The following is a 15,626-nucleotide window of genomic DNA, read 5'->3' on the forward strand; positions in this document are numbered from 1 at the left end:
GGCAGGCCTCTTCGCGCGCGCGTGGGCCCTCCCACAGCCAGCGGCGATCGGACCGCAAAAGCGATAGCAATTTCCGTTCCAACAACGGAAAGATGCGCATAGAATAGCTCGCATGAAACCGTCGCTACAGCTCCGTCTTTCCCAGCATCTGGCCCTGACCCCGCAACTGCAGCAGTCGATCCGGCTGCTGCAGCTCTCCACGCTGGAACTGCAGCAAGAGGTCGAACAGGCGCTGACGGAAAACCCGCTGCTCGAGCGCGAGAACGACTGGATCGAAAGCCCGCTGCGCGTGGCGGCCGATGGCTCGGTCAACCTGCAGAGCGCACCGGCGCCCGCCCCGGCAGAGCCCCAGGGCAATGGCGAGGCCCGCGCCGACGGCGCGGGTGACGATGACAGCTATGGCGACAGCGGCAACGGCGACGACTATGGCAGCGGCGACTGGAGCCTGGACGACTTTGCCCGCCGCCCTCAGGGCGACGAGGACGAAAAAACGCCGATGCAGCTGCGCGAAGCCGAGCCCACGCTGCGCGAGTACCTGATGGAACAGCTCACGCCGCTGAAGATCTCGGCGCGCGACAAGGGCCTGGCCATCTTCCTGATCGAATCGCTCGACGACGATGGCTACCTGAGCGCGTCGCTTGAAGAGATCTGCACGGAGTTGCCGGAAGAACTCGAATTCGAGATCGACGAAGTCCACGCCATCCTCACGCTGCTGCAGAGCTTCGACCCGCCCGGCGTGGGCGCGCGCAACGCCGCCGAATGCCTGGCCCTGCAGTTGCGGCGCCTGACGCACCCGCAGCGCGAACTGGCGCTGAACATCGTTACCAACCACCTGGAGTTGCTCGCAGTACGCGACTACACGCGGCTGAAGAAAGCGCTGCAGGTCGATGAAGTGGCACTGAAGTCCGCACACGAACTGATCCGCTCGCTGGCGCCCTACCCTGGCCATGCATACAGCCGTCCGGAAGCCGACTTCGTGGTGCCGGACGTGTTCGTGCGCAAGGGTGGCGGCGGCTGGATCGCGCAACTCAATCCGGATGTGATGCCGAGGCTGCGCATCAACGATATGTATGCGCAAATCCTGCGTGGCGCGAAGGGTGAGTCCGGCACGGCCGGGCTGCAGCAGAAGCTGCAGGAGGCGCGCTGGCTGATCAAGAACATCCAGCAAAGGTTCGACACAATCCTGCGTGTCTCGCAGGCCATTGTCGAGCGTCAAAAGAACTTTTTCAGTCACGGCGAAATCGCCATGCGCCCCTTGGTTTTGCGGGAGATTGCCGATACACTGGGTTTACACGAGTCAACCATCTCCCGGGTGACGACCAATAAATATATGGCAACGCCGATGGGTACTTTCGAACTGAAGTACTTCTTCGGCAGCCACGTGTCCACCGAAACCGGTGGCGCGGCTTCATCAACGGCCATCCGCGCCTTGATCAAGCAACTGATAGGAGCCGAAGACCCTAGGAATCCCCTTTCCGACAGTCGCATTGCCGAACTGCTGGGTGAGCAAGGCTTTGTTGTTGCGCGCCGCACTGTTGCCAAGTATCGCGAAGCCCTGAAGATCCCCGCAGTCAATCTCCGCAAGTCTTTGTAGCCGAGCCCACCGCCTGCCTGGTGAGGCTCTTTCAGAAGGAGAAGCGCTATGAACTTCAAGATCAGTGGACACCACCTGGACATCACGCCCCCTCTGCGTGAGTACGTGGAAACGAAGCTGGAGCGAATCGTCAGGCATTTCGATCAGGTCATTGGCGTTAGCGTGCTGCTCTCTGTCGACAACCACAAGGAAAAGGACCGGCGTCAGTACGCGGAAATCAATCTACATCTCAAGGGCAAGGACATCTTTGTCGAGGCGCATCACGAAGACCTATATGCAGCGATCGACGCACTCGTCGACAAGCTGGACCGTCAGGTGATCCGCTACAAGGATCGCGTGCAAGGCCACGACCGCGAAGCGGTCAAGTACCAGATGGCCGCAGCGCAAATGCAGCAATGACCGTGCCCGGCAGCCCCGCAGCGGGCTGCTGAATCAGGATTGAACAGGCAAGCCGCGCCACGAAGCGCGGCTTTTTTGCGCCCTCGCGTTCCGGGTTGCCGCCGGCATGCCGCGCCCGCACTGGCGGTGCGGCCCGGCTGTGGCGCCGGAGCCAACGCTTTTCACCCGAATGGGCAAGAGTGTTCGCAAGCGCTGCGCCAAGGTGTATGCTGCGCCATACAAAGAGAGGGAATCCTGGCCGCGCCCCGCATCGGTGCGCCGGCTCCCGGCCCGGAGGCACGATTGCATCACCATGTATCGTTCTGCACCGGCTTGCCCCGCTGCGCTGCACAATACAGGGGTAGTCGCTGCTCTATAATGGGCCGGACGCCTCCGGCCAGGCCAACGGCAGCCCGGAGCCAGCCCACTGCCCGGCGGAACGATCTGCCCGCTAACTGAAATCCTGCGCATCGCCCATGAATCGTTTGGCCAAATTGCTGCCACCCGGCAACATCACCCTGGACGTCAGCGTCACCAGCAAGAAGCGTGTGTTCGAGCAGGCCGGGCTCCTCTTCGAGAACAACCATGGTGTGGCGCGCGCCATCGTGACGGACAACCTGTTCGCGCGCGAGTCGCTGGGGTCCACCGGCCTGGGCGCAGGCGTGGCGATCCCGCACGGCCGCATCAAGGGCCTGAAGCAGCCGCTGGCCGCCTTCATGCGCCTGGCCGAGCCGATTCCGTTCGAATCGCCGGATGGCAAGCCGGTATCGCTGCTGATCTTCCTGCTGGTGCCCGAACAGGCTACGCAGCAGCATCTGGAAATCCTGTCAGAAATCGCGCAACTGCTTTCCGACCGCGACATGCGCGAAGGACTGGCCACGCTGCCGACGCCCGATGCCGTCCATCAGCTGCTGATCGCATGGCATCCCTGATCCCCTGATCCCCCAGGCGGGCCGGCACCAGACCGGGCAGGCGCCAGGCGCTTCGCAAACCGCCCCACCAGTCATACCGCATGGAACTCACCGGCGTCACCTCCCAGTCCATCTTCGACGACAACGCAGCCGACATCAAACTCTCTTGGGTGGCCGGCCTGGAAGGCGCGGACCGCGCCTTCGACGTGGAGTTCGCCCGCGAAGCCACCTCCGCCGCCGACCTGGTGGGCCACCTGAACCTGATCCACCCCAACCGCATCCAGGTGCTCGGCAAACCCGAGATCACTTATTACCAGCGGCTGGACGATGAGACCCGCAAGCGCCAGATGGGCGAGCTGATCCTGCTGGAGCCGCCCTTCCTGGTGATCGCCGACGGCATGGAGCCGCCGCCCGACCTGGAACTGCGCTGCACGCGCTCGTCCACGCCGCTGTTCACCACGCCGGTGTCGTCGGCCGCGGTGATCGACCACCTGCGCCTGTATCTGTCGCGCATTTCCGCGCCGCGCGTGACCATGCACGGGGTCTTCCTCGACATCCTGGGCATGGGCGTGCTGATCATGGGCGAATCTGGCCTGGGCAAGAGCGAACTGGGCCTGGAATTGATCTCGCGCGGCCACGGGCTGGTGGCCGACGATGCCGTGGACTTCGTGCGCCTGGGGCCGGATTTCATCGAAGGCCGCTGCCCGCCGCTGCTGCAGAACCTGCTTGAAGTGCGCGGCCTGGGCCTGCTCGACATCAAGACCATCTTCGGTGAGACCGCGGTGCGCCGGAAGATGAAGATCAAACTGGTGGTGCAGTTGGTGCGCCGCAACGACGGCGAGTTCGAGCGGCTGCCGCTCGATTCGCAATACCTGGACGTGCTGGGCCTGCCGATCCACATGGTCAAGATCCAGGTGGCGGCCGGGCGCAACTTGGCCGTGCTGGTCGAGGCCGCGGTGCGCAATACCATCCTGCGCCTGCGCGGCATCGATACGCTGCGCGACTTCATGGACCGGCAGCGCGCCGCGATGCAGGCCGATGCGGTTTCGCGCGGCCAGGGCCGCCTGCTCTGAGCCCCAGCGTTTTCATTTGCTTACAACGGCGTTGACGCAGGGCGTCAACGTTCTTCAGGCATGCTCCGTTTTGTGCTGTAATGGGCATCGCGCCCGTTACGGAAGCTGCAACGCCGGCAATGGCGCGCGGCCATGAAGTTTTCCACACCCAGGAGAGCAAGCATGAAGAAACTGATCGCGATGTGCGCGCTGGTCACCCCGATGATCGCCGCCAGCGCTTTTGCACAGACCACCGCCACGCCGGCAACTCCCGCGACGCCAGCCAAGCCGGCGGCCACCGCACCGGCAACGCCGGCCATGCCTGCCACGCCCGCCACCCCGGCTACCCCGGACAAGCCCGCAGCCAACGCCCAGCAGGACAAGATGAAGGCCTGCAATACGCAAGCCGCCGGCAAGAAGGGCGACGAACGCAAGGCGTTCATGAAGGAATGCCTGTCCAAGGGCGCGTCCAAGACCCAGCAGGAGAAAATGGCCTCCTGCAGCAAGTCGGGCAAGGGCAAGAAGGGCGACGAATACAAGACCTACATGAAGGAATGCCTGTCCAAGGCAGCCTGAGCCGCAACCAGCGCCGCAAGCTGACGACAAAAGCATGGCGAACCGCGAGGTTCGCCATGCTTGCTTTGCGCGTGGTGTCATGACGCCTTCATCACGTGATGCTATGCTTCAGTTGCTATGCGCATCATCCTCATCACCGGCATATCCGGTTCCGGCAAGTCCGTCGCACTGAACGTGCTCGAAGACGCAGGCTACTACTGCGTGGACAACCTGCCGGCTCAGTTCATCCCGGAACTGACCCGCTACCTCGACAGCCAGGGCTATACGCACCTGGGCGTCGCCACTGACATCCGCAGCCGCGAGTCGCTCGACCAGTTGCCCGACACCGTGCGCGCGCTGGCCGCGGAGCACCAGGTCGAAGTGGTGTTCCTGACCGCCAGCACCGACGCACTGGTGCAGCGCTACTCCGAGACGCGCCGCCGCCACCCGCTGTCGGGGCGTACCGACGGCATGCCGGGCCCGGGCGGTGAACCGGGCTTCAACGACACCGCGCTGATGGAAGCGATCGAGATGGAGCGCGCGCTGCTGAGCCCGCTGGCCGAGGCCGCGCACCGCATCGACACCAGCAATGTGCGCACCAATACGCTGCGCAGCTGGATCAAGGAGCTGATCCGCGACGACAGCCAGCGGCTGACGCTGCTGTTCGAGTCGTTCGGCTTCAAGCATGGCGTGCCCAGCGATGCGGACATGGTGTTCGACGTGCGCTCGCTGCCCAACCCCTATTACGACCTGGCCTTGCGCCCGCTGACGGGGCGCGACACGCCGGTGATCGACTTCCTGCAGGCCCAGCCAATGGTGCTGGCAATGGCCGAGGATATCCGCGCCTATGTGGAAAAGTGGCTGCCAAGTTTCATTGCCGACAACCGCAGCTACCTGACCGTGGCGATCGGCTGCACCGGCGGCCAGCATCGCTCGGTCTATATTGCGGAAAGGCTTGCCAACTACTTCCGGGCGCATGGTAATGTGCTGGTGAGACACCGAGAGCTCGCACCGGCGGGCTGACGCAGGCGGGACTGCCCACTGGCATCACTGGCATCTGCGCGCCGCGTTGGCCGGCTGGCCCATTGCTGCGCGATACCCAAGCTGGCACTGCATGTCCTCGACCGACCTCTACCGTCCCACGGGATCAGAAGATCCGCCACGGACGCTCGACAACCTGCCGCTGTTCCCGTTGCACACCGTGCTGTTTCCCGGTGGACGGCTGCCATTGCGCGTGTTCGAGGCGCGCTATGTCGACATGGTGCGCAACTGCCTGCGCGACAACACGCCCTTTGGCGTTTGCCTGATCGAAAGCGGCGAGGAAGTGGCCCGGCCGGACCAGCCTACCGTGCCCGAGCTGGTCGGCTGCCTGGCGGAAATCGTCGACTGCAACATGGAGCAGCTGGGCGTGCTGCTGATCCGCGCGCGCGGCCGCGAGCGCTTCCATATCGTCAGCCATGACACCCGCGACGACGGCCTGCTGGTCGCCCGCGCCGAGGTGCTGCCCCCCGACATCATCGACTGCAAGCTGGAGCTGCTGGGCGAATGCCTGGATGCGCTGCGGCGCATTGTCACGCGGCTGCACGCCGAGCACCCTGACCGGCTGCCGTTCGACGAGCCCTACCTGTGGGACGACCCGAGCTGGGTCGCCAACCGGCTGTGCGAGTTGCTGCCGGTGCCGCTCAAGGCAAAGCAGATGCTGATGGCGCTACCCGATGCCGGCATGCGCATCGAGATCGTGCATCGCTACATGCGCCAGAACCACATGCTCTAGGCGCGGATCCCCGAGACTCCGCCAGGCTTCAGAACAGCCCGCCGCGCGCCTGGTCCTCCAGCAGCCTGCGCACCGGCGCGGGCGTCCCCACCGCATCGAGATCGTCAAGCGAGATCCAGCGCTGCGCGGCTTCTGCGGCGCTGTCCTGCGCCATCAGGCTTGCGCCGTCCGCACTCACATCGACCCGGATGGCACGGATCAGCAGGCGGAAGTGCGTGAACACATGGGTCAGCTCGCCGGTCAGCGCGGCGCGTGCGGGCTTGCCGAAGGCGCTGGCATAGTCGAGCGCGGCCGCCTCGGCGGCTTCGGCGTCGAAGGGCACGCTGTCGACCGGCATCTCAGGCAGGCTCCACAGCCCGCCCCAGATGCCGCTGCCGGGGCGCAGGCGCAGCAGCACTTCGCGCTGGCGCCGCACCAGCAGCATCACCGTGCTGCGCTCGGGGATGGCCGCGCGCGGCTTGGGCGTGGGCAGCACGCCGGTGAGCCCGTCGCGGCGCGCCACGCAGCCGGCCGACAGCGGGCACGCGCCGGCATCGGCCAGGCAGGCCGGCTTGCCGCGCGAGCACACCGTGGCGCCCAGGTCCATCAGCCCTTGCGTATAGGCGATCATGTCCTCGGCCTGGCGCGGGCCTGCCGCCGGCAAGGCCAGCTCGGCCAGCTGCCACATGCGCGTTTCCACCATGCGCTCGCCCGGATGGCCGTGGATGCCGAAGCAGCGCGCGAACACGCGCTTGACGTTGCCGTCCAGGATCGGCGAGCGCACGCCGGCGCTGAACGCGGCGATCGCCGCGGCGGTGGAGCGGCCGATGCCGGGCAACGTGGCCAGCACCGCGGGATCGGTCGGGAAACGGCCACCGTGCTCGCTCACCACCTGCATGGCGCAACGGTGCAGGTTGCGCGCGCGCGAGTAGTAGCCCAGCCCCGCCCATAGCGCCATGACCTGGTCGGCAGGCGCCGCCGCCAGTGCCTGCACCGTGGGCAGCTGCGAGACAAAGCGCTGGAAGTAGTCGATCACCGCGCTCACCTGGGTCTGCTGCAGCATGATCTCCGACAGCCAGATGCGGTACGGGTCGCGCGTGTTCTGCCACGGCAGGTCGTGCCGGCCATGCTGGCGCTGCCAGTCAACCACGCGGGCGCCGAAGTCGGGCGGCACGCGGATATCGTCGGGGATGGCGGGAACGGCGCGGGGGACTGGTTTGCGGGGCATCTGGGTAAAACGTTCTGAAGCGCGGGGGCGCGCGGCGCACCAAAGAAAAAGGCGCCGCTAATTGCGGCGCCACATGATATACCGGCTTCAGGATCAGGCCACCGCAAGGCTCGCGCTGTCGGCGGAGGCCGTCGGCCGCAGCAGCCGCTGCGCGTAGCCCTCGATACGGCCGCTGCGCTCGTCCAGGCCGTTGAGCACTTCCTCGAGCTCGGCGATGCGGCTTTCCAGCGTGTCGGTGGCCTCGTGGATGCGCTCGATCGAATCGACACGGCGGCGCAGCTGCTTCTGGTGCTCGCGCACCTGCGCTTCCAGCGGCGTCATCACCGACTTGAGCCAGACCTCGATATCGCGATTCAGGTCGCGGAAGTTCTCCAGCACGCGGCTGGCCATGGTGCTGAAGGCGCTCTGCACCAGCTGCGGGCGCGAGCGCGTCAGCATGCTGACCGTGCCGAAGTGCGCATGCACCAGGCGCAGCGTTTCCTCAAGCTCGGCCACGTAGCGCTCGGCAGTGAACTGCATCGGCGCGGGCAGCGTGAAGCCGTGCTCGGCGTTGAAGCGCCGGTACATGCTTTCGATCAACTGGTGCAGCTGGCCGATCTTGTTGTCGGCATCGGTCACCAGCCTGGTCAGCTGCGCGAACAGCGCGTCCATGTCTTCGCGCAGGCCGCGCGAGAAGAAGCGCTCTTTCATCTGCTCGCGCGCGGTGCGCATGGTGAGGCGCACGTCGCGCAGCTGCAGGCTCTTGATGATGTCGGCGCTGTGGCGGCCGAAGACCAGGCGCAGTGCCTGGAACTTGCTGATGCTCTGCTCGAACTCTTCCTTCTCGCCCTGCACGCGCATCAGCATGTGCTTGACCATCGCATGGTTCTTGCCGCGCAGGCCGCGCAGCTCGAACAGCTGTTCGACGATATCGCGGCGGCGGCTCTGCAGCAGCTGCTGCGCGGCGCGCGCCATGTCCTGCACCAGCCGGTGCGCCTGGTCCGAGACGATCTCGCGCCGGCGCGGGATCAGCTGGTCGGACAGCACGTGCTCGAACTCGGGCAGGCCGCTGCGCGCCAGCAGCTCGTCGTCGTGCGTGACCTTGGCCACCAGGCCCTTCTGCGCCGACACCGGATAGACGCGCGACTGCTCGATACCCAGCACCTGCCCGGTGGTGGACACCTGCCGCGCAATCTCCTGCGCGATCTCGCCCGGCTCGCGCAGCGGATCCCACAGCCCGTCGATCTTGTTGAGCACCGCCAGGCAGCCGCGCCGGTGGCCGGCGCCGACATGGCTGCGCCACAGCTCCAGGTCGCTCTTGGTGACACCCGCATCGGCGGCCAGCACGAACACCACCACATGGGCGTCGGGGATCAGCCGCAGCGTCAGCTCGGGCTCGGTGCCGATCGCATTCAGGCCCGGCGTGTCAAGGATCACCAGGCCCTGGCGCAGCAGCGGATGCGGGAAATTGATGACGGCGTGGCGCCAGCGCGAGATCTCGACCATGCCCTCGGCATCGACCGCGTAGGCGGCATCGGGATCGTTCTCGTGGTACAGGCCCAGCGCCTCGGCCTGCGCGGGCGGCACGCGCACGGTCTGCACCACGTGCTGGAACGCAGCCAGCATGCCCTCGGGCGAAGACGGATCCAGCGGCACCGAATGCCAGTGCGAAGCCGAGGTGCCGGCCTCCAGGAAGTCAGCGGTGGAGGCCTCCTGCAGGCGTGTCTCGATCGGCAGCAGCCGGATGCTCGGCGGCTCGGCCTCGTCATAGCGCAGCTCGGTCGGGCACATCGTGGTGCGCCCCGCCGACGACGGCAGGATGCGGCGCCCGTAGTCGGCAAAGAAGATGGCGTTGATCAGCTCGCTCTTGCCGCGCGAGAACTCGGCAATGAACGCGACCTTGAGGCGGTCGCTGCGCAGCACGCTCTGGATGCGCTGCACGCGGTCATCGGCCTGGGCGTCGTACAGGTCGTGCTGCTGCAGCCAGGACTGGAATTCGGCCAGTGACTGGAGGACCCCGGTTCTCCAGGCGCCGTATTGTTCGAATTGATGGGCGAGCGTTGTCATGGAGCTGTTCGGCTGACTTGGTTTTACCTCGGGGCACGCCGCTTTCGCGCTGCGCCCGTGTTCGCGCAATGCCGGCCCGACCACTGTCTACCCTGCAAGCGGTCGGGCCATTTTGTAACTTTTTATGACTGCACACACGATACAGGTTTCCACAGCGGTTTTGTGGAATTCACGTCCCTCGGTCATGGCTTGCACAAGGAGTGTTGCGCCGACCCATCGACAATGGCCGGCGGCGCGCATTGTGCGCCACACGGCGCCTGCCCGGGCGGCTGCCGCCAAGGCTCAGTGCTGACAGTTCGGGCAGTAGAAGGTGGAACGCTGGCCCTGCACGATCTGGCGCACCGGCGTGGCGCAGACGCGGCACGGCTGGCCGGCGCGGTCGTAGACCAGGCAATCAAGCTGGAAATAGCCGCTGGCGCCGTCGCTGCCGACAAAGTCGCGCAGCGTGCTGCCCCCGCGCTCGATCGCCTGCGCCAGGGTCTCGCGCACCGCCTGCGCCAGGCGGTCGCAGCGCGCGCGGCTCAGGCGCCCGGCCGGGGTGGTCGGGCGGATGCCGGCGCGGAACAGGCTCTCGGACGCATAGATATTGCCGACGCCCACCACGATGCCGCCGGCCAGCAGCACGGTCTTGATGGCGGCGCTGCGCCCGCGCGTGTGGCGGTGCAGCCAGGCGCCGTCGAAGGCAGGATCGAAGGGCTCGATGCCGAGCGTGCGCAGCAGCGGATGCGACGGCAGTTCGGCCTCGGGCAGCGTGCTCCACAGGATGGCGCCGAAGCGGCGCGGATCGCGGAAGCGCAGCACGATGGTGCCCGGTTGGGTGCCCAGCGCGGCGCCGGGCCCAGGGGCCAGCAACAGGTCCAGGTGGTCGTGCGCGCCAGGCGGCGGCGCGTCGGGCAGCACCCGCAGCGTGCCGGTCATGCCCAGGTGGACCAGCAGCCAGCCGGCCGGCTCGCCCGCCGCCTCGCTCACGCATTCCAGCAGCAGGTATTTGCCGCGGCGCTCGATCCGGCGCACCACGCGCTGGGCCAGCCGCATTTCCAGTTCCGGATCGACCGGCCAGCGCAGGCCTCGGTGGCGCACCGTGACCGCGGCGATGCGCCGCCCCACCACATGCGGCAGCAAGCCGCGCCGGGTCACTTCGACCTCGGGCAATTCTGGCATCGAACCTCTCCGTTGGTTACCGCTCAAAACTCCTGCGGCGCCTGTGGGCACCGGCCTGCGGCGCCAAGCAGCGCATTGTAGCGGCAGGCTACAATGGCCTTATCAATGCGTTTTCTCCCATCCTTCGCCAGCGCGCGCCGGAGCAATCACTACATGTCGGACCTCATGCCGGACCTGATGCCGGACTCCACGTTGCAAGCCACCGCGGGCGGCCTCCCGATCGCTTTTCCAGGCGCCGTTCCCCGCACAGCGCGCACGGCTGGCGCCCTGGCCCGGTTTTTCCAGGCGCCGCGCCGCCATGCGCGTGCGCTGGCCGCCTCGGCATTGCTGGCCCTGGCCGCCGGCGCCAGCCATGCCGCGCCGCCCGCGGGCGCCATGCCATTGCCATCGGCACTGCAGCTGGCCGCGGCCGAAAGCGAGCGCCCCGCCGCCGCCAGCAAGCCGGCACGCAGCGCGCTGCCGTCGCTGGAGCTGACCGACGACATCGTCTATATGGTGCTGGCCGCGGAGATTTCCATGCAGCGCGGCCTGGTCGGCCCGGCCTACCGGACCTACATGGAACTGGCCCGGCAGACCCGCGACCCGCGCTTCGCGCAGCGCGCCACCGAGATCGCCTTCAATGCGCGCATCCCGCAGCAGGCGCTGGACTCCGCGCGCCTGTGGAAGGAGATTTCGCCGACTTCACCCGCCGCAAATCAGGTGCTGTCGACGCTGCTGGTGCTCAACGGCCGCTGGGACGATGCCCGGCCCCTGCTGCAGCAACAGCTGGCGGCGGTGCCGGCCACCCATCGCGGCGAGGCCATCCTGCAGCTGCAGCAGCAGCTGTCGCGCACCAGCGATCCGGCCGGCGCGGCCACACTGCTGCAGGACCTGACCAAGAATGACACCAAGCTGCCTGAAACGCAGCTGGCCCTGGCGCGCGCCAGGGAAGTCGCCGGCGACGAGCCGGGCGCGCTCGTCGCGCTCGACCAGGCGCTGCGGCTGCGCCCGGACTATGAAGCGGCCGCGCTGATGGCGGCCGAGCTGCGCGCCGAGAAGCAGCCCGACGAAGCCGTCGTGATCCTGAAGCGCTTCCTGGACAAGTCGCCCGATTCGGTCAACGGCCATATCACGCTGGCGCGGCTGTACCTGCTGCGCAATGACATGCAGTCGGCCCGGCAGGAGTTCGAGACCCTGCGCAAGGTAGCTCCGGGCGACCCGCGCGTGCCGCTGGCATTGGGCCTGACCAGCCTGCAGGCCAAGAACTACGGCGAGGCCGAGCAGTACCTGAAGGAATACCTGCAGCTGGTCGAGAAACAGCCCACCGCCAACCCCGACATTGCCTACCAGTACCTGGCGCAGATCGCCGAGGAGCGCAAGGACTACGCCGGTGCAATCCAGTGGCTGGACCGCATCGAGGACATCCGGCTGGCGCCCGCGGCCACCGCCAAGCGCGCGCAGCTGCTGGCGCGCATGGGCAAGCTCGACGACGCCCAGGCGCTCTTCGGCGAGATGCTCACCGACGCCGAGGACATCCCCGATCCCGGCCAGCGCACGCAGCGCGTGACCGCCATCCGCCAGGCCGAGGTGGCCACGCTGATGGAAAGCAAGGCCTATGACCGCGCCCGCAAGCTGCTCAACGACCGCGTCACGGCCGAGCCCGACAACGCCGACTGGATCTACGAGCTGGCCATGCTCGACGAGCGCCAGAAGCGCTACGACAGCATGGAAAAGGGCCTGCGCAAGGTGATCGCGCTGCAGCCCCAGCAGAAGCAGGGCTACAACGCGCTGGGCTACTCGCTGGCCGACCGCAACGAGCGCCTGCCCGAGGCGCTCAAGCTGCTGGAGCGCGCCTCCGAACTGGGGCCGGACGATCCGTACATCATGGACAGCCTGGCCTGGGTCAAATTCCGCATGGGCGACCTGCGCCCGGCGGCTGACCTGCTGCGCAACGCCTATTCCAAGGCGCCCGAGGCCGAGATCGGCGCGCACCTGGGCGAGGTGCTGTGGCAGCTCGGCGAGCACGACGAAGCGCGCAAGACCTGGACCGAGGCCGTCCGGGTCGATCCCGAGAACGAGACCCTGGTCGACACGTTGCGCCGCTACAAGGTCAACGTGCAACTTTCCAAGTAACCCCGCCCGCCGCGGCCCGCAGCCCGGGTCCGCGGCGCCGGATTCCCGTCAGCCGGCGGCCGCCGCCGCGCCGCCGTTCTCACGACCAAGCCCATGAACCGATCCCGACGCCTGGCGCTCCTCTGCCTTGGCGCCCCGCTGCTGCTGCAGGCGTGTGCCAGCGTGGCACCGTCGCGCAGCTTTGATGGCGACCAGGCCGCCGCCAGCCAGCAATACACCGGCCGCTTCTCCGCCAACTACGTGCGCTATGGGCGCGACGAAGGCGTGCAGGGAAGCTTCCGCTGGGAAGAGCAGGGCCGCAACGTGCGGCTGGACCTGGTGTCCCCGCTTGGCCAGACCCTGGCCGTGGTGACCGCCACGCCGTCCGGCGCCACGCTCGACCTGCCCAACCAGCCGCCACGCAACGCGCCCGAGGTCGACACCCTAATGGAAGAAGCGCTTGGCTTTGCGCTGCCGGTGTCCGGCATGCGCGACTGGCTGCACGGCCGCGCCACCAAGGGCGCGCCCGCGCGCACCACGCGCGACGAGCAGGGCCGGCTGGCAACGCTGGCGCAGAACGGCTGGACCGTGCGCTACGTCGCCTGGCAGGAAGCGGCCGCCCAGGTGCCGCGCCGCATCGACCTGGCGCGCGACGCCGGCAGCAATCCGCTGTCGGTGCGCCTCGTGATCGATCCCCAGACGCCGTGAACCACGCCATGCACCGCAGCCAACCCCTGCCCCCGCCCGAACTGCGCGACTGCCCCGCGCCGGCCAAGCTCAACCTGTTCCTGCACGTGACCGGCCGCCGCGCCGACGGCTACCACACGCTGCAGACTGTGTTCCAGCTGGTCGACTGGTGCGACACGCTGCATTTCCGCAGGCGCGACGACGGCGTGGTCGCGCGCGTCACCGACGTGCCCGGCGTGCCGGCCGAGACCGACCTGGTGGTGCGCGCCGCGCGCGCGTTACAGGCGGCCACCGGTACCACGTTCGGGGCCGACATAGCCATCGACAAGGTGCTGCCGATGGGCGGCGGCATCGGTGGCGGCTCGTCCGATGCCGCCACCACGCTGCTGGCGCTGAATCACCTGTGGGGACTGGGCCTTGCGCGCGCCGAACTGATGCGCATCGGCCTGGCGCTGGGCGCCGACGTGCCGGTGTTCGTGTTGGGCCAGAACGCCTTTGCACAGGGCATCGGCGAGGACCTGACGCCAGTCGAGCTGCCCGACAGCTGGTTCGTAGTCATCCACCCGAAACAGCATGTCCCCACCGCTGAAATTTTTTCGGACGAGTGCTTGACAAGGGATACGCCGCTCTCCATAATTGCGGTCTTCGCTGCTCGCACAAACAAATTCGATTTCGGTCGCAACGATCTGGAACCGATAGCAACAGCGAAGTTCGGCGAAGTCGCCCGAGCCCTAGCATGGCTGAAGCAACACAATCAGCATGCCAGGATGACCGGTTCCGGAGCCTGCGTGTTTGCGCGTTTTCCCGACGCAGCAACAGCACAGCAGGTTTTGGAAAGGTTGCCCCCTGAATGGGATGGCAGGTGTGTGCGCAGTCTGGCACGTCATCCGCTCGCAGCGCTCGCGTAGCAAGTTTTCGTTCGGCGCGGTACGGTAGTCTGGTACCACGAAGAACGGCCCGGTTGTGTAGGGGAGTCGCCAAGTTGGTCAAGGCACCGGATTTTGATTCCGGCATTCGAAGGTTCGAATCCTTCTTCCCCTGCCATTACATTCCTATAGTGTCCTTACGGACCCTCTGTATCAGTCACCGGCCTTGCCGGTGACACCAAGCTCCCCCAGCAGCAAGACAGGTGCCCCGAATGAGCAGCGAAGGCTTGATGGTATTTACCGGCAACGCCAACCCCAAACTCGCGGAGGCTGTCGTACAGCACCTCGGCATTCCTCTGGGCAAGGCGTTGGTTGGCCGTTTCTCCGACGGCGAAGTTCAAGTTGATATCCAGGAAAACGTTCGCGGCAAGCACGTCATCGTGCTGCAGTCCACCTGCGCGCCGACCAACGACAACCTGATGGAACTGATGGTGATGGTCGACGCGCTCAAGCGCGCCTCGGCACGCAGCATCACCGCCGCCATGCCCTACTTCGGCTATGCCCGCCAGGACCGCCGCCCGCGTTCGGCGCGTGTCGCGATCTCGGCCAAGGTCGTGGCCAACATGCTGGAAGTCGCCGGTGTCGAGCGCGTGCTGACGATGGACCTGCATGCTGACCAGATCCAGGGCTTCTTCGATATTCCCGTCGACAACATCTACGCTTCGCCGGTACTGCTGGGCGACCTGCGCGAGAAGAACTACGGCGACCTGCTGGTGGTGTCGCCGGACGTCGGCGGCGTGGTCCGTGCCCGCGCACTGGCCAAGGAACTGAACTGCGACCTGGCGATCATCGACAAGCGTCGTCCCAAGGCCAATGTGGCCGAGGTGATGAACATCATCGGTGAAGTCGACGGCCGCAACTGCGTCATCATGGATGACATGATCGACACCGGCGGCACGCTGTGCAAGGCCGCCCAGGTGCTGAAGGAGCGCGGCGCGCTGAAGGTCTTCGCCTACTGCACGCACCCGGTGCTGTCGGGTGGCGCGGCCGCCCGCATCGCGGACTCGGCGCTGGACGAAGTGGTGGTGTGCGACACCATCCCGCTGTCCGAAGAAGCGGCCAAATGCACCAAGATCCGCCAGCTCTCGACTGCCCCGCTGCTGGCCGAGACCTTCACCCGCATCGTCAAGGGCGACTCGATCATGTCGCTGTTTGCGGGTTCCTGATAGAATTTTAAGCTTTACTGCGTTGATCGCCGTTTTTCGGCGATCAACGTGACCTGATCGGCGCATCATTTTCTGTTT

Annotated in this window: 14 protein-coding genes and 1 tRNA gene; 12 read left to right on the top strand and 3 right to left on the bottom strand. The window is 66.7% G+C overall.

Annotated features, from left to right (window positions below; genetic code table 11):
* Positions 1 to 112 precede the first annotated feature (112 nt).
* The 7 genes from AC07UK_RS17170 (at position 113) to AC07UK_RS17200 (ending at position 6,264) form a co-directional block, all read left to right on the top strand.
* Positions 113 to 1,594: an RNA polymerase factor sigma-54 gene (locus tag AC07UK_RS17170; protein ID WP_494686045.1), complete on the top strand. Its 1,482-nt coding sequence runs from the start codon at positions 113 to 115 to the stop codon at positions 1,592 to 1,594.
* A gap of 48 nt (positions 1,595 to 1,642) precedes the next feature.
* Positions 1,643 to 1,993 carry a ribosome hibernation-promoting factor, HPF/YfiA family gene (gene hpf / locus AC07UK_RS17175; RefSeq protein WP_010814386.1) on the top strand — a complete coding sequence of 117 codons (351 nt, stop codon included), beginning with the start codon at positions 1,643 to 1,645 and terminating at the stop codon, positions 1,991 to 1,993.
* Positions 1,994 to 2,448: 455 nt separating this feature from the next.
* Positions 2,449 to 2,904, top strand: coding sequence for a PTS IIA-like nitrogen regulatory protein PtsN (ptsN, locus tag AC07UK_RS17180; RefSeq protein WP_010814385.1), 456 nt, complete (start codon positions 2,449 to 2,451; stop codon positions 2,902 to 2,904).
* 80 nt (positions 2,905 to 2,984) lie between these two features.
* Complete coding sequence (hprK, locus tag AC07UK_RS17185) at positions 2,985 to 3,956, top strand: HPr(Ser) kinase/phosphatase (RefSeq protein WP_010814384.1); 972 nt, start codon at positions 2,985 to 2,987, stop codon at positions 3,954 to 3,956.
* Between the two features lie 162 nt (positions 3,957 to 4,118).
* Positions 4,119 to 4,511, top strand: a complete 393-nt coding sequence (locus AC07UK_RS17190) for a PsiF family protein (protein WP_436220763.1) — start codon at positions 4,119 to 4,121, stop codon at positions 4,509 to 4,511.
* A 117-nt stretch (positions 4,512 to 4,628) separates the two neighbouring features.
* A complete protein-coding gene (rapZ, locus tag AC07UK_RS17195; RefSeq protein WP_436220762.1) occupies positions 4,629 to 5,513 on the top strand; it encodes an RNase adapter RapZ in 885 nt (294 codons plus the stop codon).
* 91 nt (positions 5,514 to 5,604) lie between these two features.
* Positions 5,605 to 6,264, top strand: a complete 660-nt coding sequence (locus AC07UK_RS17200) for an LON peptidase substrate-binding domain-containing protein (protein WP_114132157.1) — start codon at positions 5,605 to 5,607, stop codon at positions 6,262 to 6,264.
* Between the two features lie 28 nt (positions 6,265 to 6,292).
* Here the strand turns inward: AC07UK_RS17200 and mutY are convergent, their stop codons facing one another.
* From mutY to mutM, 3 genes are all read right to left on the bottom strand, one after another.
* Positions 6,293 to 7,471: an A/G-specific adenine glycosylase gene (mutY, locus tag AC07UK_RS17205; protein WP_436220761.1), complete on the bottom strand. Its 1,179-nt coding sequence runs from the start codon at positions 7,469 to 7,471 to the stop codon at positions 6,293 to 6,295.
* Positions 7,472 to 7,564: 93 nt separating this feature from the next.
* Entirely contained in the window at positions 7,565 to 9,517 is a 1,953-nt protein-coding gene (locus AC07UK_RS17210) for a dynamin family protein (RefSeq protein ID WP_494686046.1), read from the bottom strand.
* A gap of 282 nt (positions 9,518 to 9,799) precedes the next feature.
* Complete coding sequence (mutM, locus tag AC07UK_RS17215) at positions 9,800 to 10,678, bottom strand: bifunctional DNA-formamidopyrimidine glycosylase/DNA-(apurinic or apyrimidinic site) lyase (protein ID WP_114132160.1); 879 nt, start codon at positions 10,676 to 10,678, stop codon at positions 9,800 to 9,802.
* Positions 10,679 to 10,831: 153 nt separating this feature from the next.
* On the opposite strand from mutM, the gene AC07UK_RS17220 reads away from it, so the two are divergent.
* The 5 genes from AC07UK_RS17220 to AC07UK_RS17240 all read left to right on the top strand — a co-directional run bounded on the left by AC07UK_RS17220 (position 10,832) and on the right by AC07UK_RS17240 (position 15,548).
* Positions 10,832 to 12,790 (top strand): tetratricopeptide repeat protein, encoded by a 1,959-nt coding sequence (locus tag AC07UK_RS17220; RefSeq protein WP_494686047.1) that lies wholly within the window; start codon positions 10,832 to 10,834, stop codon positions 12,788 to 12,790.
* A gap of 93 nt (positions 12,791 to 12,883) precedes the next feature.
* Entirely contained in the window at positions 12,884 to 13,477 is a 594-nt protein-coding gene (gene lolB, locus AC07UK_RS17225; protein WP_013955465.1) for a lipoprotein insertase outer membrane protein LolB, read from the top strand.
* 8 nt (positions 13,478 to 13,485) lie between these two features.
* Positions 13,486 to 14,364 (top strand): 4-(cytidine 5'-diphospho)-2-C-methyl-D-erythritol kinase, encoded by an 879-nt coding sequence (gene ispE, locus AC07UK_RS17230; RefSeq protein ID WP_494686057.1) that lies wholly within the window; start codon positions 13,486 to 13,488, stop codon positions 14,362 to 14,364.
* Positions 14,365 to 14,423: 59 nt separating this feature from the next.
* Positions 14,424 to 14,500, top strand: a tRNA-Gln gene (locus AC07UK_RS17235).
* A 94-nt stretch (positions 14,501 to 14,594) separates the two neighbouring features.
* Complete coding sequence (locus tag AC07UK_RS17240; RefSeq protein WP_010814374.1) at positions 14,595 to 15,548, top strand: ribose-phosphate pyrophosphokinase; 954 nt, start codon at positions 14,595 to 14,597, stop codon at positions 15,546 to 15,548.
* Positions 15,549 to 15,626: the final 78 nt, after the last annotated feature.

This window comes from Cupriavidus sp. GW821-FHT07C08, assembly GCF_059419025.1.